This window comes from Paenibacillus sp. AK002, from assembly GCF_053903045.1.
The window spans coordinates 1,331,863-1,355,971 of record NZ_CP096377.1 but is presented as its reverse complement, the minus strand read 5'-3'; the positions used below and the strand labels follow the sequence as shown (position 1 = coordinate 1,355,971).

Below are 24,109 nucleotides of genomic sequence, written 5' to 3'. Positions count from 1 at the left end.
AGCCGGTCCAGGTAAGAACTAATTTTGTTCCAATGCGTTCGTTACTTTAATCTTTCCGGCGATGATATCGTCGGAAATCACCTTAAGCTGATCCACGATGTCTTGTCCAATGAATGGGTTAAGCGGCGTTTTGCTCTCATGCGTAACGTAAGTGAGACCTACAGCGCCTTCTTTCAGGCCGTAGTCACGAATATCGAAAGTATAGTTGCCCTCTGCAAAATCCTTCACCGTTTCGTATACGACAGCGTCGGTACCTTTCAATTGCGCAAGCACCACATGCTCAGGCTCGGTGTTGTCCGTATCTTGTCCGGAAGTGTAGAAGCCCTTCTCTTTCGCTGCTTCGAACACGCCCAGATCGCCAACGGCGGACATGCCGGCTACGAAATCCGCGCCTTTGGAGTTCTGCAGGAGCGCAAGCTCCTTCGCTTTTGCCGGATCGTCGAATCCGCCTACGAAGTTAACGAAAATTTCGATGTTCGGATTGACCGATTTCGCGCCTTCCTCAAAGCCGGTCATATATTTATGCATAATCGGAATGTCGTTGGCCACAACGTTGCCGACCTTATTCGTTTTCGTTGCCAATCCTGCAGCCGCCCCCAGAAGATAAGCAGCCTCATGCTCGCGGAATCCGACGCTGCGGACGTTCGGCAAATCCACGACCGTGTCAATGATCGCAAACGGCACGTCCGGATTCTCCGGTGCAACCTTCTTTAATGCATCCTCCATCTGGAAGGTGGATGTGATAATCAGATCATACTTCTCGGCAACCGCCGTACGGAGGTTCTGCTCGATCGAAGCAGGGTCTGTCGATTCAATCGTTTTGACTTCAACGTTGAAATCGGCAGCGGCCTTTTGCAATCCTTCGTCCATCAGGGCAAAGAATGGATTCACGCCGATCTTCTCAGGAAGAACTAGTGCAATGCGTTTCTTATCTTGAGATCCTTCGGAACCGCCATTAGCTGCACCACTGTCAGTAGACTTATCATCGTTGCCGCAACCTGCAAGCAATCCAACGGATAATACGAGTGTTAATAGAATTGACCATGTCTTTTTCATTTCCTGACCTTATCCTCCTAAGTGAGCACTTTTTATACTATTATCCTATGGTATAGACAAGCAGATGTCAAAACAAAAATTTTAGCGTTTTATGTAGTTTAATGTGTTTTTTAGCAAAAATTTGGTGGAAAACTGCGTATATCACAGAACATTACCTTGTCAAAATGTCGATAATGTTCGGGAATTGCCAACATTTGATCAAACGCTTCCGGCATGTATCCGGGATGAAAACGCATTATTTTCAAATTCCTGGCATCACGCAAACCTGGACTCTCTCTATCTATATAAAAAAGGATGCCGTTCGGCATCCTCGCTCTGCATGATTTCTATTTAGATGAAGCAGCATACGAAATGTTGAATTCTTCGACTCCAGCCTGCTTCCACGGCCGATTCAATCGATCAGCTCCGAACCTTTCAATAACCGCTGCAGCATGACCGCTGCTTCGCCGCGGGATAACTTCTGGAGTGGCTTAAGCCCTGCGCCCGATCCCAGGACAATTCCTTGCTTCACAAGGGCGGCCGCAGCCGGTGTGGCCCAGTCGGACAGGTCTTCACGGTCCTGGTAAGGGGAGAGGATGGCTGCCGCCTCCATCTCATTCACTGCGCTCGTTATTCCCGCCAGCTCCATCACTCTCGCCATAACCGCTATGGCCTCTTGACGCGTGATGCCTTGGGCCGGCCTGAATTGTCCGTCCTCATACCCCTGAAGCAGCCCATACTGCACAGCTTGCGTTATGACGCCGTTATGCCAGTCCTCTGCGTCGACATCCCGGAAAGCAGGAACTCCGTCCTTCACCTCATCCAAACCGAGCGCCCTCACGATCATGGCGGCAAACTCGGCACGGCTCACTTGGGCTTTCGGCGTGAAATGAATCGCCGCCGTCTGATTCGCGTTTGTGTCTGTTCCACCCTCGACAAGTCCGGTTCCGTTCAGGATCATTCGCGAAGCAAGATCGCTCACCGCATCCTTGGACCAGTGGAACGATACATCAGCAACTCGCACTTGATGAGAGATGAAAGCAACCGTACCTGCTGATAAGCGATGCAGAATCGCCTCGCTCCTTCCGTCCTCCTTCAGCTCGAAGCGCGTCGGGATCGGGTGGAAGCTGCCGTTTCGATCCAGCAAGACTGCCGTTGTCATCCGGCCCGGCATTCCCTTCGGCCAAATGATCCGCTGCTTCATATATTGCGGAAACGGATCTAACTGCAGTGCCGTATTCTGAGCTTTAGCCGTGATTTCAAACTCGATAGGCAAACCGATAAGCGTAATGCCGGATTGCAGTGCGGCCTTCTTAACGGTCTCTACCTTGGCAGCGTCGCTGGCAGCCATCGTCAGGGTTACCGTAATTTGATCCGCGGCCGGCAAGTCCATGCTTCCCGGCGCGTGCCAGCGCGATGATGCCATCACGGCCGCAGGAACGTGGAAATGACCAAGCGCTGATCGGATTTCAATGGCGCCCTGCTTGGCGTTAAGCAGATCAAGGGCAGCTCCGCTGGTTTCCAGGGAGACCTGATCCGCGGGCCGTGCCAGCGCGATGACGATTACCGGATTGTAGTCCACTGTCTCTAAACGGGCTTCCAGCTTAGCCGTATCCAATTTCATCGATACGATGGTATGTCCATTGGCCTCATGGAACAAACCTGTAACCATCCCTTCCTGAGATTCATCGTTTATCGTAACGTTGACGTCCACGCTATTCGAAGGTACGGCATTGCCCGATAAGCCCGGTATAGCCGATCCTTGGCCGGAACCTCCTGGCGACGAGCCTTCCGGCTCTTCAGGCGTCCCGCCACTGCCTCCGGATGAAGCTCTAGTTACCGTCGTTCTGTATTTCATATGCTGGCCGTCAGGCGCCGTCACCACAACCTCGATGACCTGGCTGCCTACGGCGACGGGGAAGGACGGGCTCTCCTGGCCGGAGAGGAGATCCATTGGCCCCCATATCAAATTTCCGGCCTCGCCGTACACGCTGGCCGTTACCGTCGCCCTCGCATCATATACCTGTGCCGTTACCGTGAGGCGGTCCGTATCGCCGGCGACCTGCGCTTTGTAATCATTGTGATTTCTGGCGAACTCAGGGCTCAGCGCTACTTCTCCGCTCGACGAACGCAGCGCCAATGCTTGCAAATCAGCGTCGTACGCCGGATCCTCATGTTCCCTGACCGTAAAGCTCCAAGCATCCGCCCCCTGAATGCCGGTAAAACCGGTACCCGAATGGTTACCGGTAAAAGCACCCGGCTCGATCTCGACGTAATAGGCTGCCCCTGCATCGAAATCGTTCAGCGGATCTATGCTCGCCGCGTTCCCGAGAATCGTGACGCTCCCTGCATCGGCAGCATCGACGCTCTCGACGACGCGATGATCCGAGGCAAGCCTAATCGTAATCGATTTACCGGATACCGACGTCACTTCTTCATTAAAGACAACCTGCAAGGTTACATCTTTTTCCACGCCGACAGACTGGGGGGACGGCGTGTAAGATACGGCCTTTAGCTCGATCGGTGCCTGGATCGCCTTCCATTGGGCATACAGCGTAACGTCCTCCGTACCGAATATAAGCTTGCCACCGGCAGGATAATCGATTCCGCTTCCGTCGACCTCCGTATTCCAGCCGTCGAAGACATGTCCACCCTTGCCCAGCTGCCCCGTATTGCCCGCCACGACCGCTTCGTCGCCTCTGGCAAACAAACCGCTGCTTACCGGAACATTCCCTTCGGTGTGTCCGTTGCCGTCATAGGTTAACGAGTAGATTTGCGGCCATAGGGTTGTCACCTTCAGCATGCGGTATGCACTTTTCCTGCCGACGGCATCTTTGACCATGACGTTAAAATAATGATCCGTGCCTGCGGCAAGCCCGTTCACCACCATCCCGGTTTGATCCGCCGCGTAGCTTCCGACGGGCTTTCCGTTCCTCTCCATTTGGCTGACGTCCCCGATATTCGGGCTGCCGGACGAATATAACAAATACTGCAATTTGTGCTGCTCCGTCATATTGTCCGAGGCTTTCGGCCATTCCAATGCAACGGAGTCTGACGTGATGCTATGCGGATTCAGGCTCCCGCTGCCCGTATCCGGAGACGTGGTATCCAGCACGGCTTTGGTCAGGGTAGGTATTCCCCTCGTATTGTTGTACGTCCCGTCTCCGAGCTGTCCTCCAGAGTTATAGCCCCAACCCCAGACGGTTCCATCCTTTTTCATAGCTACGCTATGAAAGCCGCCGGCGGAAATTTCGCGTACATGCTCGATACCCGTCACAGGGACCGGAATGAGGCTGGAAGCATTCGAGCTTAGGCCCAGCTGCTGTTGACTGTTATCTCCCCAGCTCCATACGTTTCCTGCCTGGTCCACTGCAAGGCTGTGATAACCTCCACCCGCAACGGCAACGATATGCTGCAGGTTTCGAACCTGCACCGGTCTCGTCCGGTGCGTTCTCGTACCGTCGCCAAGCGTACCGTACGTGTTGTTTCCCCATGCCCACACGGTGCCGTCTTGTCTAATGGCCAAACTATGGGAACCGCCGGCGGCGATCGCCATGACGTCCGTCAGCCCGGCAACCTGTACCGGAACGTGCCGCTCCGTCGTCGTCCCATCTCCAAGCTCCCCGCTTTCGTTCACGCCCCAGGCCCATACGGTGCCGTCCGATTTTAAGGCAAGACTGTAGTATCCTCCAGCCGCAATCGCCGTCACATCGCTTAGACCGGCCACCAGAACCGGGGAGTTTTGTTGTGTCGTCGTTCCATTTCCCAGCTCGCCGTTGTCATTTTTCCCCCAAGTCCAAACGGTGCCGTTCTCTGAAAGCGCCATGCCGTGATAGGCCAATCCGCCCGATATCGCCTTGATCCCGCTCAGACCCGGAACTTGCGCGGGAGCGTTCACATTCGTTATCGTTCCTATCCCTAACTGTCCGTTCTCGTTTGCCCCCCAGGTCCATACCGTTCCATCCTGCCTTAGCGCCATCGAACTGCGGACGCCGGAGTGAATGTCAATGACATGGTTCAAATTCTTCGCCATGACCGGAGTTGTCCGGGTATTCCAGGTGCCGTCACCCAGCTGCCCCCTGTCTCCGTATCCCCATGAGTAAACTTCACCGCTGCTTACGAGCGAAGCGGTATGATAGTACCCGGCTACAAGCTTCGGTGCAACGGCCGCAGCCGCAAAGGCTTGGCGATATCCCAATAACCCATCCAGCTGCAGCAGCAGCAAAGCCGCACACAGCAGGATTTTTCCTGAACGCCTTAGCATAATCTCCTCCTTCGTTTCATCAGCGTTATGATAGCTGCGGCCCGTTTAGGACCGCGGTACCAAGGATGCTATCAAAATTATGGGAGGAAAACGATTGACAAACGTTAACTTTTCATCTTTTTTTTCATATAATCTAGTTATCGCGACTCAATTTCCGTGAAAATAACGTTTCGTATATTGCGAGGGTATCCTATGAAACTACTGACCGACTCACCCATTCTGAAAATAAAAATAAGCCTTCCCGGTCTGAAGGAGCATCTGATTCGCCGGGACCGGCTGCTGCAGGATATGGCAGCAGGCCATAAGGGTCAGCTGACAACCGTCATCGCGCCTGCCGGTTACGGCAAGTCGACGCTGCTGGCCCAATGGGCTCATGAAACCGACGAACGAAGCGCCTGGGTTTCGCTGGATGAACGGGATAACGATCCCGTTCGCTTTTGGAGATACGTGACGGCCTCGCTGGCCTCGATTCTTCCCAAGCCCCAAGGAGCTCGTCTCATGCACCATACGCAGCTGCTGCCAAGCGCCTCGATTGAAAGCTTTCTGGATACGCTGATCAGTGAATTATACGAGGATTCCGAGCCCCTCAATCTCATTCTTGAGGACCTGCACAGTATTCACTCTTCAACCATCCATGGAGGAATTTCCTACTTGATCGACTACCTCCCCGAACATATTCATCTTCTCATCTCGTCCCGGACCGAGCTTCCATTCCCCACGATCAAGGGCGTGGTAAACCATGAGGTCCATCTTATCGGCATGAAGCAGCTGGAATTTACCTACGAGGAGACGGAGCGTTTGTTCCGCCATGCGTCAAACGGCGGCCATCCCATTCTGACCCCGATGGAGCTTGATACGTTACGGAACCAAACGGAAGGCTGGGTTACCGGGCTCCAGCTTGCCGTAATTACCATGCGAACCGGCAGCGCTTTGGAAGGATTCGTGGATGATATGAAGGGGAATCCGCTTCTCGTATCCAAATATCTGTTTCAGGAAGTCGTAAGCAAGCTGTCACCCGACGTGTTCTCCTTTTTGCTCCAGACCGCGGTCCTTTCAGAGCTGCATCCGCAGGTTTGCGATGCCGTAACCGATCTCAGCGACAGCCGTCCGATGCTGGAGGAGCTGCAAAAGCTGAATCTGTTTCTGGTTCCGCTGGACGAACATCATGCCTTCTTTCGTTATCATCATTTATTCTCGCAGTTTCTGCTCGACCTGCTTCAGCGCGAGTTTCGCGTTGAATATACCAAGCGCCACCGGCTCGCCGGGCAGTATTATGCCTCCGTCGGCTCCATGGATGAAGCGATTGACCATACGTTGTCAGCGCAGGACTTCGGGCATGCCCTGAACTTGCTCGAGCAGCATATGCAATCCGTGCTCGAACTTGGAGAGATTGCCACCTTGCTGAAATGGTTTGACCGCATCCCCTCCAGCTATCCGATGACACCCGAAATGTCGCTGGCGCATGCTTTTGTCTTGGTACTGACAGGAGATCTCGAACGTTCCGAGCGCATGCTGTCCCTTATTGAGGAAGCCTGCGCTGCGCTAGAATCATCTGACCGAAGGGAGCAGCTTATGAGTTCCATCCTGTTCGTGCGGTCCAATCTTGTTTTCCTGAACGGTGACTTCGGCAAATGGTTCGCCTTCAGCGAAGGCATCCTCGACAACCTGATGCCCGACAATCCGATGTACTACCAGTTCGATTACAATCGGCGGGAGCTTTACGTCAGGCGTACCTCGCTCGGCATGAAGGGAGCTCTCTCCGCCGATACGGAAAGAATCGCGCATCTGTTTACCGGCGTGCTGGAATCCCACGGGTGGGCGCATTCGCTCATGAACTTATATGTTAAACAATCCTTGTGCGAGGGATATTATGAATGGAACCGGCTGGCGGAATGCCGGCAGCTGCTGGTGCAGATTCGTAACGCGCCGCCCGCCAAAGAAACGATGGGGCTGTTCGTGCCGCTGCATATCACCGAAGCCAGGCTGTTCGCTGCCGAGGGCAAATTCCATCTAGCCCATTATGCTTTGGATGAAGCGTGCTCCGCTGCACATGCCAGAAAATCGAGCCTCTGGCTCGCCCCGTTAAAGGCTGTCAGAAGCTTGATCTATATCCGGGAAGGGCGCATAGCCGAAGCACGGAAGGAAGTAGCCGAGCTCCCCGTTGCCGTCAAGGACAAGCCCGCCTATAGCCGGGAAACCGAATACCTGGCGTTAGTCCGCATGTTAGGCAGACAGCGCAGGGAAACCGAGGCGCTGCGCCTCCTGGAGCTGTTAAAACCTCAGGCCGAGCGCGAACAGCAGCGATCCAGCATCATTGAAATCACAAGCCTGCAAGCGCTGCTGGAACATCAGCGCGGCCAGCGGCAGCAGTCGCTTCAACTACTAGGCGAAGCCTTGCGTGTCGGGGCACAGAACGGTTATGTCCGCACCTTCCTCGATGAAGGGGAGGACATGCGCCAGCTGCTGCAGCTGTATTCGAGCCGCCTCGGACAGGAAGACGGCTTGAGCCTGGAGGAGCTTCAGACGATTGAATATGCACGCACGCTCATGAAGTTTTTCCCGGGTTATTCCGAAGCGGATATTTCATCCGCCGGGACATCCCAGCAAACTCTTCCCGAACAGCTGAATCGGAATGAAATGAATTTGCTGCATCTGATTCGCCAGGGCGCCGCGAATAAACAGATGGCCGCAGCACTCGGCCTGTCCGAAGGAACGATCCGGGTGTATTTGTCCAGATTGTACGGCAAGCTCGGCGTGACGACACGCACGCAGGCTCTGGTTAAAGCCCAGTCGCTGAACCTGCTGGAGGATTAATTGGATAACCCTACAAAAGAACCCCGGGACACGAATTCCCGAGGTTCTTTTTTTACGCTATGGATTTACCTTATAATAACCGTCCGCACCATCATGAGCTGAAGGATCGAATCCATTTGAACCGGTTTACCTTCACGATCGCCACAAAACACTTCAGGATTTGATCCGATTTCAGGCAGATGAATACGGCAAGCGGCGATAAATGGAACACAAAAGCGCATAAGGCGGATGAGGGCAGCACGATCAGCCACATAAATATCAAATCGTTGTACAGCACAAAGCGGGTGTCTCCGCCGCTCCGCACGATGCCCGTCAAAGCCGGCATCTGGTAGGCCGTTCCGACCACGGTGATCGACAGCACCGTCATGAAATGCAGGGCAAGCGTTTTGGCCTCATCGGATATCGAATAGAAGCCCAGCACGAAATCCTTGATCACAAACAGCACGGCCCCCGTCAATAAACCGAGCAGGATATACAGAATCTGCAGCGTTTTGGCATACGATATGATTTTATCCATCATGCCCTCGCCGATGGTCTTCCCGATCAGTACGGCCGTTGCGCTGGCGGAAGCGTACACGATGACCGTCACCATCTGGAAAATCGTTGTTGCAATGCTGTTGGCGGCGATCGCGGATTCCCCCATATGCCCCAGGATGGCGGTTTGTGCCGCCATGGCAAGCCCCCATATCGTATTGGACATCAGAATCGGGGAGCCTACGCGAATGTACTGCTTGAAGAGCTCCATATCGAACTTCAGGAAATCCTGCAACTTTAACAGAATCTTGCGATCGAAACGCTTAACATACACGATGACGATCACGCATTCAATAATCCTCGCCGTCAAGGTAGCGATAGCCGATCCGGACACGCCCAGCTCCGGGAAGCCCATATACCCGTAGATCAGGATGTAGTTCAAGCAGATGTTGATAACCAAGGTGGACAGCGATACCACGAAGCCGATTTTTACCGTTTCCACGCTTCTTAAGGAAGCCAGCAAGGAGCTGGTGACGGCAAAGAAGATATAAGAGAAGCAGATGATGCGCAAATATTCCACACCGGCAGCTATGACGTTCTCTTCCTTGGTAAACAAGGACAATACCTCGTGCGGGAAAAAGAACACGATGACCCATAACACGATGCTGAGAAGGATGGCCATGCGCATGCCGATGCTTGCCGCTTTTTTGATCAAGCCTAAATCCTTGGCTCCCCAGAATCTGGACGACATGATGACCAAGCCTTCGCATACGCCCAGAACCAGCATGTGCAGCAGGAATTGGATCTGGTTCGCCAGCGCGACGCCCGACAGCGCCGACTCGCTGTATCCTCCCAGCATGACGTTGTCCGACAAATTCACGCCGACCGATATCAGGTTCTGCATCCCGATCACAAGCGTCAGCCAGAAAAAACTTTTGTAGAATCCTTTTTCCCGAACAAATAAACTCATGTCAGCTAACCTTCTTCGACTATAAGATGATGAATCTCTAATATATACGAAATTATGCAAATGAACAGAACCAAATGAAGTGAAGCATCCTTCCCGCCGTATAGTAGATTCATAGAATCAAAACATAATAACATTATAATGTTTTTACGGTAAAAAACTAGTCGTCTGGTTGCACTCCATTACGAAAGCCGGTAATCGAACTTCGACGGCATCCTGGAGGATTCCGCAGCAAATCCCCTGCCCCTTGTCTCATCTCTCCCCGCCTGATCGCTCTAAAGGTCATGTAACATGATAAATTCGCGCGATGCCGTGGGATTTCCTGACTATGTACAAAACGACATACCCTATATATGATGGCAATGTAATTCCATCCCAACGATATAGAGGAGAATGTGTATGACCGTGTGGAAATATCCGTTATCCCGCAACATGGTTCAGCGCAGCATGATTGCAGCCCTCAGCGCTGCCCTCCTTATGACCCCGCTTCATGCCCTTGCTGCCGATGAGGCGCTCCAAGCCAAGGCATCACCAATGAAAACGCCGTCCAGCACCCCGTCCGACACCACGGCTTTCGCACAATTCACGGGGAATCCAGCCGATTCCCTGGCGATTGGGGAACATCGTTTGATCAGCCGCAAGGAGATCGATCGGCACTGGGACGGCCTTGATCCGGATTACACGCCGGAGAAGTCGATCGAAGCGGTTAAAGCGCTGCTGTCGGAGGAAGACTTCGAGGCTCTATTTCCTTACAGGCTAGGTTCGGCCGCATGGTTTAACGTCGCCAAGGGCAAAGAATACTATAAAGCCGATCAGACGGACTATTTCTCCTACGACAACCTGATCCACGCGGTGGCCGAGGTGTCCAATCTGAAGATCAAGATCCGCACGCGGCAAGGAGCTCCTTCCGCCCAAGAGATTTACCGATTGGACAAAGATGCCCGGGTCGAAACACTCGTCGTGCGTTCGGCGGATTTCCATTCGGCCGAGAACCTTAACCAAGCGATTGAAACCGTTATCATTGACGGCGGCACCTTTCTCAAGGAAGGGTTCAAGAAGGACCGCAAGCGCGAACTGGCCGCCTTCCTGGCCAATCTCTCCCACGAAACCGGCGGGGGCTGGGCTGCCGCTCCCGGCGGTCCGCTTCGCTGGGGATTGTTCTGGAACGAAAACATCGCGGGCCGGACAGGGATCAACATGGATGCCTTCGTTGATCCGGCAAGCGCAGAGCTGTATCCCGGATCGCCGGACAAGCGCTACTATGGGCGGGGACCGATCATGCTCAGCTGGAATTTCAACTACGGACTCTTCAGCTCCATTATCTATGGGGATAAACGCGTGCTGCTGGACCATCCCGAGATCGTTGCCGCCGACGGCAAGATCGGCTACATGACCGCCATCCTCTTCTGGATGACGCCGCAGGACCCGAAACCTTCCGCCCATGACGTGATGGTCGGCAGATGGAAGCCTTCGCCGCTCGAGAAGTTCAGGGGACTGGGCAGTCCCGGCTTCGGCACTACGGTGATGGTCTTGAACGGCCTGGAAGCGAACCTCGGGGAAACCGAGGGCAGTCCCGTGCAGCGGCGCGCCGGGCATTACCGCGATATCACGGGCCGCATGGGCGTCGATATTACCGGAGAGAAGGTCGATACGTTAGGGATGAGACCGTTCTGATATGGAACCCGCCTGAAGCTTGGATCCATCACGTTTGATGGATCATGCAAAATCGCCCTTGGCGGATGGATGGCTTCCGGCCACCACGCTGCCATAGGGCGATTATGTTCTGAAGCAGCCTTCATACCAGCCGCTGGGATATGGCTGCGCGCTGCGCTTTCGGCAAACTCTTCAGCACCAAATCGTAGGAATGGTCGATCATATCGCGCAGGTCCGCTTCCGTTAAGGAGCCATCGACGGTCACCGTGTTCCAGTGCTTCTTATTGAGATGGTATCCGGGCTGCACGGCGTCATGCTGCTCGCGCAAATTCTCCGCGATGACCGGATCGCATTTCAGGGAAATATGGCTGACCTTCTCCCCTGCCGTTGTGGTAATCAGGGCAAACATTTTGCCGCCGACCTTCATGACGATCGGAAGCGGTCCGAACGGATAATCCTCGGCTGCGGCTTTCTTCGAAAGACAATAAGCAATGAGTGGGCTTCGCACCTGGAAATTCTCTCCTTCAAGATCAGATCTATTTGATTATAGTAGATGATGTTTCCCTGTTCAATTCCGTTTGATATGTTGTTCATGCTCCGTTCATACAACTCTTGTATATTGGGACTGATTCAATATGCAAGGAGGAATTTATCCATGTTGAAGTACAGCAAATGGCTGATGCGCATTGCGGCCATTTATATGCTCATCGGCGCATTGATCGGAGCGGACATGGCAGGCAGAAGCAGCTACAGCATGGTTGCAGGCCACGCCCATATCCTGGTGGTAGGCTGGCTGACCTTGTTTGCCTATGGCATGTTCTACTACGTCTTTCGGGACAAGCTCAGCATGAAAAGAACCGCCGCGATGCACTTCTGGACGAGTTTGCTCGGGGGCGGGATCATGCCGCTGGGCATGCTGATGTATTACCAAATGCAGAATACGGCAACCCTGCTGGCCTTTATCATTCCAGCATCGATTTTGCTTGTCGCAGCAGTTTTATTTATCACCTTATTGTTTTTCGATAAAAAATTGTTTTCGAACACATAGCTTGGCTCAAGGCCATCGTGGAGGCTTGCTCTACTTTATCGGCATATGCTGAACAAAAAAGAGAGGTGAGCCTCTTAACTATGAGCTATAAAAGCAGTACCATCAAAAGCAAGTGGAAGAAAACGAAATGGTTGAACGAAGATGCTTACTTCAGGCAGTACGTACCCCATACGCTGCCGTTCAGCAAAAAAAACCTGAATGCTATGCTGGCGGACTACACCACGGTTTTCTTCAAACCTACGGATGGCTCTGGCGGCAATAACATCATCCGGATCCGCAAAACCGGCGGAGGCTACCAAAGCCAGCTGAACACGACGAAAACGTCGTACTCGAGCTCATCTCAGCTGTACCGCGACCTGAATCGCTTTGCAGGGAGCAGACCTTATCTGCTGCAAAAAGGAATTCGCTTGGCCAAAAGCAATGGCAAGCCGTTCGATATCCGGGTGATGGTCCAGAAAACCCGAGAGGGCGCCTGGGTCGGCACCGCCCTCTTCACGAAGGTCGGCAATCCGAACAAAGTTGCCACCAATTATAATCAAGGCGGCTCCATCGGCACGTTCAAGAAAACGATGAGCGGCGCCAATTTCGACTCGGCCTTCACCCAGCAGCTCGAGTCTGAACTCAAGGGACTCGGCGTTGCCGTAGGCAAAAACTTTGACCGCCATTATAAAGGATTCAAGGAACTTGGCCTGGACGTGGCTATCGATTCCAAAGGGAGACCGTGGATTCTCGAGGTCAACACCAGACCGCAAATTTATCCGCTCAAAAATCTAAAGGACCGCAGCCTCTACCATAAAGTGCTGTCTTACGGTAAGCATTATGGGCGTACGAAATAAACGAGGATACTTCAGTCGCTTAAACCAAACGGCCGGGCATCATGCCCGGCCGTTTTTGGCTGTAATCTCATTTTAAAAACTTATGATCAGGATACCTGGAAGAGCGCTTAGGTTTCCCTGCCTGCTTGAAGCTGCAGATCCCGCCATACCTTCTTGTTGCTGTATTGTTTGTCCGTGCTGATATCTTGTCCGAACCATGCCGGCGGCACAAAGCCGTCAGCGGCTTCCAGGGAAGGAAATTCGACTTCCAGCACAAGCAAGCTTATCTGCGCATAATCGTCGATTTCGATGATCGTGCTGCCCCAACGGGCGGTTACCCGTCTCTTGGTCAACGGAATCGCCCCATGCGCCTTGACTACCTGATCGTAGAGACCTTCGGAAATCGCATATTCAACTTCTTCCCGGGCAATTCCCCACCCTTTTTTGAACGTATGGGTGAATTCGAGCCGACCCGATGTCAGATCCGTTATTTTTCGGACCCGCAGCTCCTGGTCCCCATCCAATGCCAAATACGTCTGCTCGATGAACTGCTCCTTCTCGACCACGATGATTCCTTCCTGAATCAACTCATCGGGATAAGCCTCCAGAAGGTATTTGCGTTCGATTTCAATCGCCATGAGTGTGATATCCTCCATTCGTCATTCCCATTCTGCTGATTCCATTATAAGGACCCGCAGCCCTAGCGACAAATAAAAAGCGATAGAAGGTATACGCTGGGCATACTTCTATCGCTTCGAGTTCATACATTACTTTATCAATTTTCTATAAGCCTTGATCGTCTGCGTGTGCATGCCTTCGTGGTACATGCTGAATGTAAGAAACTCGCCGACGGTTTGGAACGTCACGGGACCGATCGTCAGCGGGTGTGCCGAGGCCTGGTCCAGGCGATTCGAGAAGGTTTCGCGGATCCGGGCGGTTTGCTCCTGCAAAAGCTCTGCCAGCTCAGACAGCGCAGGCGGCTTCGATGTCCAATCGGCCGGCTTGGTTCCGGTTGCAAACCATGCCTCGAATCCTTCCGGAAGACGCGGCTGCTCGCCCGCGGTCGCAAAAGCGAACTGCTCGGTTACGGTGTAGATATGCCCGAGATTCCAGCGAATGCTATTCGTAAATCCTTCCGGGATGATATCCGCTTCCTGTTCCGTTACATGTTCCACTGATTTCAAGGTTGCTCCTCTGGCAAAATCCAATTGGTTGAAAATCGCTTCATTCATAGCATAATCCCCCTTCCAATTCGTACGTAACTATCCTATCGTACTATTCAGCCTATCGCAAGGAGTCCTAAGACAATTCGCGTAACCTTTCGAATTTAGACACGAATCGCTTCATCGATTAGCTAAAGAATATAGTAAAGCCTGGAGCTGTGAATGAAAGATTCACTCAGTTCCAGGCTTTATGCATGCAGATAGAATTATGCCGCTCTAGCGATGATGCGGTTGTTCTCAAGAACGGCTCTAGCTTCCTCCGTGGCAGGACGATAGCCTTTCTCCAACAGCTCCTTAATATAAATCTTGTTATACACGAACGAGAATATGATTCCGCTGATCCAGGCCCCGATTCCCAACGTAAAAGGACCGACTGCGGCAGAGATAATAAACATGATGACTGCCCACTTCAGATCGCCTCGGAACAATGCCGGGAAGAATGCAAAGAATAACGTCGTCCAGCTAAAACCTACCTTCACTTGTTTCGTTACCCCAGCATCATTTTTCAGATAAATCTTCATGATTCACACTCCAACGATTAGTGAAAAAAGAAGTCGTACTCCAACATCCGAAGTAGTTCTTAAGCAGTAAATTTTATGGTTAATCCGAATCTTTTCTCCTACGACTATATTACCATTTCATGGTATGGAAGTTAATCACTTTTTTTAGATATTGTCGAAAAAAGATGTAGAATCTTACATCTTCATCGCGTTTTTGCGTTCGATCCATTTGAAGCGACTCTTGGATCATGTTTATACTATAGGAAATCTATACATAAAGGAGTGGGATCAAGTATGAATTACCGCCGTCTTGGCAGCAGCGGCCTGAAGGTTTCGGAGCTGGGGCTCGGCACGAACGCTTTTGGCAAAAGAGCCGATCAAGAAACATCCACCCGGATCCTGGATCACGCGCTGGACCGTGGCATCAATTTCATCGATACCGCCAATATTTACGCCGGGTCGGAATCCGAGCGCATCATCGGTGAGGCGCTGGCGGGCAAACGCCATAACGTCGTATTAGCCACGAAAGCCGGACTCGTGAACGGCCAAGGACCGAACGAACGGGGCTCCTCCCGCTATCATCTGCAGCAAGAGCTGGAGAACAGCTTGAAGCGGCTGAAAACCGACTACGTAGACCTGTATCAGATCCATACGTTTGATCCGGAAACTCCCCTTGAGGAGACCTTGCGCACGCTGGACGACATGGTAACATCGGGCAAGGTCAGATATATCGGCGCCTCCAACTATGCCGCCTGGGAAATCATGAAGGCGCTCGGAATCAGCGAATTGCGCGGATATGCCCGTTATGTATCGACCCAAACGAGTTATTCCCTGGCAGACCGTACGCCAGAGCTGGAGCTTGTCCCCCTCTGTCTTGATCAGGGCGTTGGCATCATTCCGTATTTCCCGCTGGCCGGCGGCATTCTCACCGGCAAATACGGTCAGGGGGCAAGCAAGCCTGCCGGCTCCCGCGCGGAAACGGACCCGAACTTCAATCGCTTCCTCGAAGAGCGCAATCTGAAGCTCGGTCAACAAGTCAGCCAGCTCGCAGCAGAGCACGGCCATTCTCCCAGCGCACTGTCCATTGCCTGGCTGATGGACCGACCTGCCGTCTCGACCGTCATTGTCGGGGCTACGAAGACCGAACAGCTGGACGATAATCTGAAAAGCCTTGAGATTAAGCTGGACAAGTCCCTGCGTTCGAGCCTGGATGAAATCAGCGACGGCTTTGTTCATGCCAAGCCGTTTGCAACGTATCGGTTGGGGTAACCGCGGTGTTCGATTAATACAAAGAGCTGCTCCGGGACCAACGGCCCTTCGGTGCAGCTCTTTTTCTTCTATACTCGAAAACCACTATTTAGACGGCATATCTCCGATCATCCCCGATGCCGAAAGCATCCGTAGAAGAATCGTTGCCGTTTCCGCCCTGGTCATATCACTCCGAGGTCTCAGCTTGGCATCGTAACCGCTCATGAGTCCGCTGTGAACCGTTTCGGCTGCAGCCCCCTTCGCCCAGTTTGCCAATTCGGCACGGTCTTGGAAAGCAGCCAGCACAGCCTCCGAATCCATGGCCTCTACCATTGGGGAAACCTCAGCGAACTTTAACGCTCTTGCGAAAATAACCATCGCCTCCTGTCTGGAAATCAAGCCATTCGGCAAAAAGGTCCCGTCGGCATACCCGTGTATGAGTCCGTTCCCGCTCGCCGCCGATACGGCTCCCACATACCAGTCCCGGGAAGTTACATCTTGAAACGAGCTTGTATTGCCTTGCTCCGTTAAACCGAGCGAGCGTACCAGCATGGTGACGAATTCCGCACGGGTTACCGGTTCATTCGGATGGAATCCGGCGGCGCTGCCGCCAACGATAAGGCGTGACGCCATCTCGTTCACCGCCGCCTCGGCCCAATGGCCTTTCATATCCGATAGTTCTTCTTCGTGGCTGAGTAAAGCATACGTCCCGCTGTATAAACCTTTTATTATGGCGTAAGTACGGCCTTCCCGCGCAACCAGCCGGGTCGGTGCGTGATGGACCTTCCCTTGATCATCCAGCAGAACCGCCGTTGTCACGATGGCAGCTGACCCCTCTGCCACGGGAACTTCCAGCTCCACATAAGAGGAATAGCTATTTCCGCTCAGCCGTTTTCCTTGATCGTAGGCTGCGACGCTAAAGTCTATGGAGCCGTAATGTTCACCAAAATACTTCCCGTTCCCGACCTGCTTCAGCTTAGCGCTGATCGAGGCGTTGCCATCGGCAAGGACGAGATGGATCGCGCCTTCCTTCGTTTCGGCAAGACTGCCGATCTGTTCGGAAATGGCTTGAACCGGAATACGGACGCTGCTGGCCAAGGTCTCGAATGCAATCATCGCGCCGCTTGCTTCAAGCGCTTTGGCGGATTTCCCGTCCAGAACCACCACGGCTTGATCGAGCTCCTCCGTGGCGCGCAGCCGGACGATCGGTCGGCTGTTCTTCTCCAGTGCCAGCAGCGATTGGAGCCTGTCTCCGTTCACCTTGACGGTCAGCACGGTCTGTCCATTCTCTTTCGTAACCTCCGTTGATATCAAGCCGATCTGTAAAACGTCGTTTACATACGACTTGACGTCGCTGCTGCCTGCCGGGCTCTGCCCTGAGCCTGCCCCTTGACCTGCTTGAGAACTCCCGCCTGCCCCAGGTCCTTGACCTTCCGAAGATCCTGATCCGCCCCCCGGCGTCCCCGGATTGGATGGATTTCCGGGTTCCGGTTCAGGTTCAGGGGAAACGGCTGCCTCTCTGGTCACATCCAACGTGTAAGTCTTCGCAGCTCCATTCTGAGCGGTAACCACGAGATGAATGCTGTTGCTTCCTACCGCTAGGCTGATCGGATCTGATGCCTGTCCGGCGGAGACAGCCTTACCGTTTATCGTCACCGTTGCCTGAGGATCGGAAACGCTCGGCGTTATGCTAATCTCCGTTATACGGTTTCCAACATGGCTAATATATCTGGTGACAGCAGGGTTGAATGCCGGGGCAAGCGTTCCATGCGATAATGCTAATCCGCTTAAATCCGCATCGCCAGAAACGGGTATCTCGGCACCGGCCGGTGTTGCGCTCACCTCTTCCGAAAATGCACTGGAGCCCCCGTCATTTCCGGCTTTCACCGCAAAATAATAGGTCGTTCCGATCAGCAAATCCCCTGCTGAATACGTCGAACCCGTAACCGTTGCGATTGGTGCGCTCCCATATACGCCGGACCCCGTCCCGGAATAAATATCGTAATAAGTCGCACCCGTTACGGTGGACCACCGTAAGGTCACCTCACCATCCCCCGCTGTGGCCGTCAGATTGGCAGGCGCTAACGGTGCTGCGACAGGCTCAGCCTCCGTTGTAAAGCTCCAATCCCCAGTGCCCTTCATGCCTGCATAGAGGTTGCCTGCTGTATCCTGAAATGCGCCCTCCTCTATTTCGACGTAATAACGCGTAAGGTACGATAGCTGTCGCGACAGACTTACCGCAACCTTCTCGTCGATCACGCTGACGCGGGCGCTATCGGTTACTTCGATCGACTCGATCTTTTGACCGTCCGCCGCTCTCATAATCGATATGTATTTGCCGCTGCCTGCGGTAACGGGTTCATCGAACGTGAATTCAAGCTTCGTCCCGATCGGCACGTCATCCGCCAGATGCAGAGGAGCCCGATCCACCACGACAGGCGCATCCGAATCGATCCATTTAGCAAACAGCGTCAGGTCAGCCTGAATCGGCGTCGCGAAATCGAATGGAAACTGGAGGGCTTGATCCGTATACCACCCTCCGAATGCATAACCGGATTTCACCGGATCGACGGGCTTCGTTGCCGCCGTATGATGAGGGACGACCTCGTCTGCCACGGGCGACCCTCCGTTGCTGTCGAACGTCACGGTTTTAGGGAAATAGATCGAGAAACGGACCTCAGTCTTATTCCCTGCACGGTCGGTTACGACGAGATTGAATCCCCCTTCCGTGTTAACCCTGTCTCCGCTCTGGAACGCTTGCTGATTGAGCGTTGCCCTCCCTTCATTGAAGAAGATATGCAGCTCCCGATCATACTGGCCTCCATCCGTCACGCCTGAGACCACAGGTGCGGTTTGGTCGATCTCAAAATCGGCCTTGACCGTTTTGCCGCGAGGCGACTCGACGACCAGTCTATACTGGCCATCCTTGCGGATAGTCGTACCGCTGGCAATTGGCTGCCCGTCCAGCGATCCCGTGCCATGGGTATAAACAGGCGTTACTTCGTGATTATAAAGTCCTCCATCGGTTATTCCGCTTATCCGGGGTTCAGGCTCCGCCACGTGGATGGTAACGCTGGTTACGCTGCCGCTCTTGTTATTGTTGCTAGCGATATATGTAAAAGAATCTGTGCCAACAAAATCGACATCCGGTGTATAAGTAAAGGAGCCGTTTCGATGAAACACGATCTGTCCATGAACCGGCAAATCCACGATGTTGGCGATCATGACATCGGAATCATTTTTCAGAACACCCGGTGCAGAAACGCTTAATACGGTGAACTCCGCCGTCGTGTATTGATCCGGCACGCTAACGGGCTGAACCCGCTGCAAGACAGGAACGATTCCCGTATGGAATACATAATACGTTGTCAGCGGATCGCCTCCAAGATCGGGAATCGCAAACGTTTGATCCGGCGATCCCCCGAAAGCGTTGCCGATTAAGCCGTACAGCGCCATGTTCGAGGCAACATTCAGCAGTTTACCGTCCGCCTTAAAGGAAGCGAGGGCAGGGATATCCAGAGGAAACAGACGCGTCTCGCCTGTGTATACGGCACCGGCCGTACTGGGTTGGATCCCCGACTTAGCGGCGAAATACCGGATTAGGGGCTGCACCGGTTTAATCTCCGGCAATTTAAAGCTCCCCTGCCAGTCTTGGCCGAATGTAGTGCCGTAAACGCCGTACAGAGCTTCAGAACCACTTAAAGCACCCCCATCGGCCGCGACCCAGTTATCATTGAACTCTATGTTATAGGGAAAGAGCCGAAGCTCTCCCAGCATCGTATTGGTGGTCAAGCCATTGTTCCTTGGGTTTAATCCCTCAACCGCTATATAGTACCCCATACCCGGCACGGGTTCTTCCCCCCGTAAATCAGGCACTGCAAACGTCTTTTTTCCATCCCCTCCGAATTGGTCCCCCAAGAATGAATACAAACCCGCATATTCGAGACCTAACGGCAGCTCCTGCCCTGCACAGTATATCCACCCTTCCGGACCATCCCGGTAAGGAAATAGCCGGATTTCCCCCAGATAGTGAGAGTTTGGAGGATTCGCCTCAGCCCTCTTCGGAGACGCGAGCACGCCCAGTGCTACCTCGAAACCTATTAGAATGGACAACATGACCTTCAACCATTTCGCAGATGCCATTTGCCTTCGTTTTTGCATAATGCAGCTTCTCCCCCTAATGCATTTGTCCTATTATAATACTAATAAGTATTATAATATTACTAGAGAGTATTATAAAGGACAACCGGTATTTTTCAAGTATCTAAACCTCCGCCAAGCTGAGTGAAGAAACCAACCTTCCTGACCAGGAGCATGCAAAAAAAGATGGCCCTGAACCAAGTCAGAAGCCACCTAATTAAACCAATCTATTATTTTATCCCCGGGTTCTCTTGATCCCCGGTTCATCGAATAGGGTGCTTTCGCTTCCTATTTCAATATCTCCTCGATGCGAGTCTGAACATCTTCGCTAAGATCGATACCGGATGCCTTCGCATTCTCGGTTACCTGCTCCGGACGGCTTGCGCCGACCAGTGCGCTGGCTACGTTCGGCTGACGCAGAATCCACGCAAGCGCCAGATTGCCCACGGACACGTCAAGCTCAGCCGCAATCTTCTCCAGCTCGCGAACCTTCGCGATTTTCTCTTCGGTAATGCCTTTGCGCATCCATTCCAGCTTCGCTGCTCGGCTGTCAGCCGGAATATCGGAGGCAGAGGTATATTTCCCCGTCAGCAGGCCTTGTGCCAGCGGGGAGAATACGACCTGCCCAATGCCGGAACGCTCGCTGAGCGGAATGATTTCCTTTTCAATATAACGTTCAAACATATTGTAGATGGGTTGATTGACCACGATGCGGTCGAGGAGGTAACGATCCGCTACCGTCAATGCCTCCGCAATTTGCGAAGCCTGCCACTCGCTGACGCCGACATAGAGCACCTTGCCCTGCCGAACAAGGTCGTCGATCGCGCGAAGCGTCTCGTCCAGCGGCGTTTCCGGATCATGGCGGTGGCAGTAGAAAATATCCACGTAATCGTGGCCAAGTCGCTTCAAACTGGCATGTGCCTGCTCCATAATGTGCTTGCGTGACAAGCCCCGGTCGTTCGGGCCGTCGCCCATCGGCCAGAAGGCCTTTGTCGCCAGCACGTACGATTCGCGCGGATACGCTTTCAAGGTCTCGCCTACCAATACTTCGGCTGCGCCCTTCTCGTAAACATTCGCCGTATCAAAGAAGTTAATGCCCAGATCATAAGCCGTTTTAATCGCGTTAACCGCATTCTCGCGTTCAACGTAACCTCCGTATGTAAGCCAGCTTCCCAAGCTGACCTCACTGACCTTGAGACCTGTGCGTCCTAATCTTCTGTATTTCATGGCAAATCCTCCTTCAATAGATTAACATGGATGCTACATGAACTATTCTAAAGTAGTTCCTATTCCCACGGAAGAAGTGAAATGTTCTTCACTATATTATAAGAAGGATAGCTGATATACTGGAGTATAGTTAATAGAATACCGGAAGGAGCCTATGGTTATGGGAAATAAAGCGAGCAGTTACATACCGAAAACTCCCGAACATATCGAATGCAATATCGAAAAAACGCTGCTGGTCCTGGGGGGGAAATGGGCATTTCTCGTCATTCGGGAGCTCTTTGGAGGCACGAAACGATTCGGCGAGCTGCAGCGGCAAATCCCGAATGTCAGTCCGCGGGCCCTGACCACGACGCTCCGCCACTTGGAAGAACAGGGCGTGCTGGAGCGCGAAGTATTCCCTACCGTTCCGGTTACGGTGGAATACACTCTGACGCCGAAGGGCATGGACCTGCATGTCATCTGCAAGGAAATGAAGCTGTGGGCGGCACGGTGGACTTAAAATCAAGATAGCTGACAGCGTGCGGCAAACGATCCGAACCCGACGGTTAACTTAAAAAAAGCAACGGCGGATTCCGTTCAACGGAAACCGCCGCTGCTTTGTTAAAAGCTTGCTATTTTTAGATTTGTAGATTACATTTAATCGTTATTGTTTTGATTGCCGCGGGATTCTCCGCCTTTGCGGCCGATTTCCTCGTAGAAGTCCTTATCATGGGACTCCGATGTGGCCTCTCCGCCCTTACGGCCGATTTCTTGGTAAAACTCCTTGTCGTGATTCTTGGCCGTTGCTTCGCCGCCTTTGCGTCCCGCTTCTTCTCTGCTCATTTTGTTACCGTTGTTGTTAGCCATTGTTCATCACTCCTAAGTTGTTTTTTGTTGCTGCTATGTCATGTATTTAACCCTTCGGAAAAAAATTAAACATTACTTTTCGATTCCCTCGTTCACCACATATGGGCCCGTTCCAAGCGTGGAGTGCTGGTGTTTGGCGGGAGGATTTAATACGGGAACGTCGCCGTAAGCCGCCGGATTCGCCACGTATTCGAAATTGCCGGTACCGTCCGGCAGCGGGCCGTTCGCCCAGCGTCCTTCGCGGCTCTCCTCGCCGACCGAGAAATTCATGAATTGGCGGGTCGCTTCTTCTACGCTGCGCTCGCGCGGGAACGAAGCAGGAGCAATCGGGCCTTCCATCGCCTCGATCTCCTCGATCGCGGCCAGCCACTGATTTTGATGCATGATATCGCGGGCTATCATAAAGGACAGCATGTCTCGGACACCCGGATCCGTCGTCTGCTCATACAAGCGTACGACCTGGACCAGCCCTTGGGACTCCGCGTTCAGATTCGCGCGGAAGTCAGCCAGCAGATTTCCGCTCGCGATGATGTACTTGCTGTTCCACGGATACCCGTTGCTGTCCGTCGGGGTCGCGCCTAGTCCCGATACGATCGCATGCTGAGGATTCATGCCGCCGAGCGCAGCGGCAATCAACGGATCCTTCGCCGCTTCGTCGACCTGATCTGCGGGAGCGCCATCCAGAAGCTGGGCGATCATCGTGCTCAACATTTCGACATGGCCAATCTCCTCGGTTCCGATATCCAGCAGCATATCTCGATACTTCCGATCTGCGCGGCAGTTAAAACCTTGGAAGAGATACTGCATCATGACGGACATCTCACCATATTGACCGCCCAGCACCTCTTGAAGCTTTCTCGCATATACCGGATCCGGCTTCTCGGGTTTCGCCCGGAACTGAAGCTCTTTCATGTGAATAAACATCAAAGTCGTCCTCCTTCGTAGATGTGATGATTAGTCCGAGTATTTTTTACCCGGCCCGACTGATCTGAAACCGTACCGGCTGGTTCATTCGGAATCCATGTATACGTCAGAAATGACAAAAGCCGCGGCTCGCGCGGCTTCATCATAGGATTTACGTCAGATTCGCATACGCCTCTGCAGCCGCATGCAGGTAATAAGCCAGCCCCGTCTGCTGTTCTTCGAGCATCCGAAGATGGAATTCATCGTTCAGGAAAAACTTCGTTTGCCCCGCAAAATCGGCGGCGGTAAAGGCGTGGCCCTGCTCGTTCAAATATTGAAGATGCTTCCGAATCGAATCCCGAACCCACTCATCATCGTGCCTGATTCCCGTTATCAGCGCATTAGCCATGCCGGCCATAAAGCCTGCCGCTTCCTTCGCTTGCTCGTTCATATTGGGAACATCCATCGGTGCTCCGTCAAGCAAATCCACCTCGTACTGCTCCTTCAAATGTTGATTCTGCTCAGCCAAGGCATCCTTCCACTCTTCTTCGCTATCAAACCCATTGAACAATTCTTCCGGTTTCATGCTTTTTCCCTCCCCAACATATTCTATGGACTGCCTCAACGTCTGCAGAATGAGCTCCAGCCGATTCCACCGGCCCAGGAGCAGCTTCTCCTGCTCCGTGAGAATGGAGAGCCGATCCGGCGTTTCCTCCATCAGCTCTTTAATTTGCTCCAGCGGAAAATCCATCTCTCTGTAGAACCGGATTTGCTGCAAGCGCTCCAGTTCCGCTGCCCCGTACAAGCGATACCCCGCATCGCTGATCTCGGCAGGCTGCAGCAGTCCGATTTTGTGATAATGATGCAGTGTCTTGATGGTTACCCCTGACATTTCCGAAACCTCTTTTACCGTGTACAGCATGCTGTTCCCTCCTTCGATCTATAGTCTAAG

17 protein-coding genes and 1 pseudogene are annotated in these 24,109 nt (G+C 53.0%); 6 read left to right on the top strand and 12 right to left on the bottom strand.

Features of this window, described 5'->3' with window-relative positions; all coding sequences use genetic code 11:
- Nucleotides 1-18 precede the first annotated feature (18 nt).
- The gene (locus M1D70_RS05765; protein ID WP_009594391.1) at nt 19-1,056 is read right to left on the bottom strand and encodes a BMP family protein; all 1,038 of its coding nucleotides are present in this window, start codon (nt 1,054-1,056) and stop codon (nt 19-21) included.
- Nucleotides 1,057-1,447: 391 nt separating this feature from the next.
- A complete protein-coding gene (locus M1D70_RS05760) occupies nt 1,448-5,299 on the bottom strand; it encodes an RCC1 domain-containing protein (protein ID WP_456289400.1) in 3,852 nt (1,283 codons plus the stop codon).
- A gap of 192 nt (nt 5,300-5,491) precedes the next feature.
- On the opposite strand from M1D70_RS05760, the gene M1D70_RS05755 reads away from it, so the two are divergent.
- Entirely contained in the window at nt 5,492-8,113 is a 2,622-nt protein-coding gene (locus M1D70_RS05755) for a LuxR C-terminal-related transcriptional regulator (RefSeq protein ID WP_456289399.1), read from the top strand.
- A 91-nt stretch (nt 8,114-8,204) separates the two neighbouring features.
- Here the strand turns inward: M1D70_RS05755 and M1D70_RS05750 are convergent, their stop codons facing one another.
- Entirely contained in the window at nt 8,205-9,557 is a 1,353-nt protein-coding gene (locus M1D70_RS05750; RefSeq protein ID WP_012819299.1) for an MATE family efflux transporter, read from the bottom strand.
- Between the two features lie 396 nt (nt 9,558-9,953).
- On the opposite strand from M1D70_RS05750, the gene M1D70_RS05745 reads away from it, so the two are divergent.
- On the top strand, nt 9,954-11,228 hold the full coding sequence (locus M1D70_RS05745) for a chitinase (RefSeq protein ID WP_456289398.1): 1,275 nt from the start codon (nt 9,954-9,956) through the stop codon (nt 11,226-11,228).
- Nucleotides 11,229-11,349: 121 nt separating this feature from the next.
- Here the strand turns inward: M1D70_RS05745 and M1D70_RS05740 are convergent, their stop codons facing one another.
- Nucleotides 11,350-11,715 carry an MmcQ/YjbR family DNA-binding protein gene (locus M1D70_RS05740; protein WP_009594400.1) on the bottom strand — a complete coding sequence of 122 codons (366 nt, stop codon included), beginning with the start codon at nt 11,713-11,715 and terminating at the stop codon, nt 11,350-11,352.
- 147 nt (nt 11,716-11,862) lie between these two features.
- Between M1D70_RS05740 and M1D70_RS05735 the strand changes: the two genes are divergently transcribed.
- A complete protein-coding gene (locus tag M1D70_RS05735; RefSeq protein ID WP_456289397.1) occupies nt 11,863-12,255 on the top strand; it encodes a hypothetical protein in 393 nt (130 codons plus the stop codon).
- Nucleotides 12,256-12,335: 80 nt separating this feature from the next.
- Nucleotides 12,336-13,091, top strand: a complete 756-nt coding sequence (locus M1D70_RS05730) for a YheC/YheD family protein (RefSeq protein ID WP_456289396.1) — start codon at nt 12,336-12,338, stop codon at nt 13,089-13,091.
- A 107-nt stretch (nt 13,092-13,198) separates the two neighbouring features.
- Here M1D70_RS05730 and M1D70_RS05725 read toward each other — a convergent pair whose 3' ends face one another.
- The 3 genes from M1D70_RS05725 to M1D70_RS05715 form a co-directional block, all read right to left on the bottom strand.
- Nucleotides 13,199-13,708, bottom strand: coding sequence for a CYTH domain-containing protein (locus M1D70_RS05725; RefSeq protein ID WP_456289395.1), 510 nt, complete (start codon nt 13,706-13,708; stop codon nt 13,199-13,201).
- A gap of 129 nt (nt 13,709-13,837) precedes the next feature.
- A complete protein-coding gene (locus M1D70_RS05720; RefSeq protein WP_456289394.1) occupies nt 13,838-14,302 on the bottom strand; it encodes a DinB family protein in 465 nt (154 codons plus the stop codon).
- Nucleotides 14,303-14,499: 197 nt separating this feature from the next.
- Nucleotides 14,500-14,814, bottom strand: a complete 315-nt coding sequence (locus tag M1D70_RS05715; RefSeq protein WP_456289393.1) for a DUF2628 domain-containing protein — start codon at nt 14,812-14,814, stop codon at nt 14,500-14,502.
- 273 nt (nt 14,815-15,087) lie between these two features.
- Here M1D70_RS05715 and M1D70_RS05710 point away from each other — a divergent pair, with 273 nt between their 5' ends.
- The gene (locus M1D70_RS05710; RefSeq protein ID WP_009594389.1) at nt 15,088-16,062 is read left to right on the top strand and encodes an aldo/keto reductase; all 975 of its coding nucleotides are present in this window, start codon (nt 15,088-15,090) and stop codon (nt 16,060-16,062) included.
- A gap of 84 nt (nt 16,063-16,146) precedes the next feature.
- Here the strand turns inward: M1D70_RS05710 and M1D70_RS05705 are convergent, their stop codons facing one another.
- Together M1D70_RS05705 and M1D70_RS05700 are read right to left on the bottom strand one after the other, a co-directional pair.
- Complete coding sequence (locus M1D70_RS05705; protein ID WP_456289392.1) at nt 16,147-20,202, bottom strand: tail fiber protein; 4,056 nt, start codon at nt 20,200-20,202, stop codon at nt 16,147-16,149.
- Nucleotides 20,203-20,469: 267 nt separating this feature from the next.
- Complete coding sequence (locus M1D70_RS05700) at nt 20,470-21,408, bottom strand: aldo/keto reductase family protein (RefSeq protein ID WP_009594401.1); 939 nt, start codon at nt 21,406-21,408, stop codon at nt 20,470-20,472.
- 160 nt (nt 21,409-21,568) lie between these two features.
- Between M1D70_RS05700 and M1D70_RS05695 the strand changes: the two genes are divergently transcribed.
- A complete protein-coding gene (locus M1D70_RS05695) occupies nt 21,569-21,907 on the top strand; it encodes a winged helix-turn-helix transcriptional regulator (RefSeq protein ID WP_009594357.1) in 339 nt (112 codons plus the stop codon).
- Nucleotides 21,908-22,047: 140 nt separating this feature from the next.
- Here the strand turns inward: M1D70_RS05695 and M1D70_RS05690 are convergent.
- The 3 genes and pseudogenes from M1D70_RS05690 to M1D70_RS05680 form a co-directional block, all read right to left on the bottom strand.
- A pseudogene (locus M1D70_RS05690) lies at nt 22,048-22,254 on the bottom strand (KGG domain-containing protein); the annotation flags it as partial.
- A 72-nt stretch (nt 22,255-22,326) separates the two neighbouring features.
- Nucleotides 22,327-23,178: a manganese catalase family protein gene (locus tag M1D70_RS05685; RefSeq protein WP_009594388.1), complete on the bottom strand. Its 852-nt coding sequence runs from the start codon at nt 23,176-23,178 to the stop codon at nt 22,327-22,329.
- 151 nt (nt 23,179-23,329) lie between these two features.
- A complete protein-coding gene (locus M1D70_RS05680) occupies nt 23,330-24,079 on the bottom strand; it encodes a MerR family transcriptional regulator (RefSeq protein WP_456289391.1) in 750 nt (249 codons plus the stop codon).
- Nucleotides 24,080-24,109: the final 30 nt, after the last annotated feature.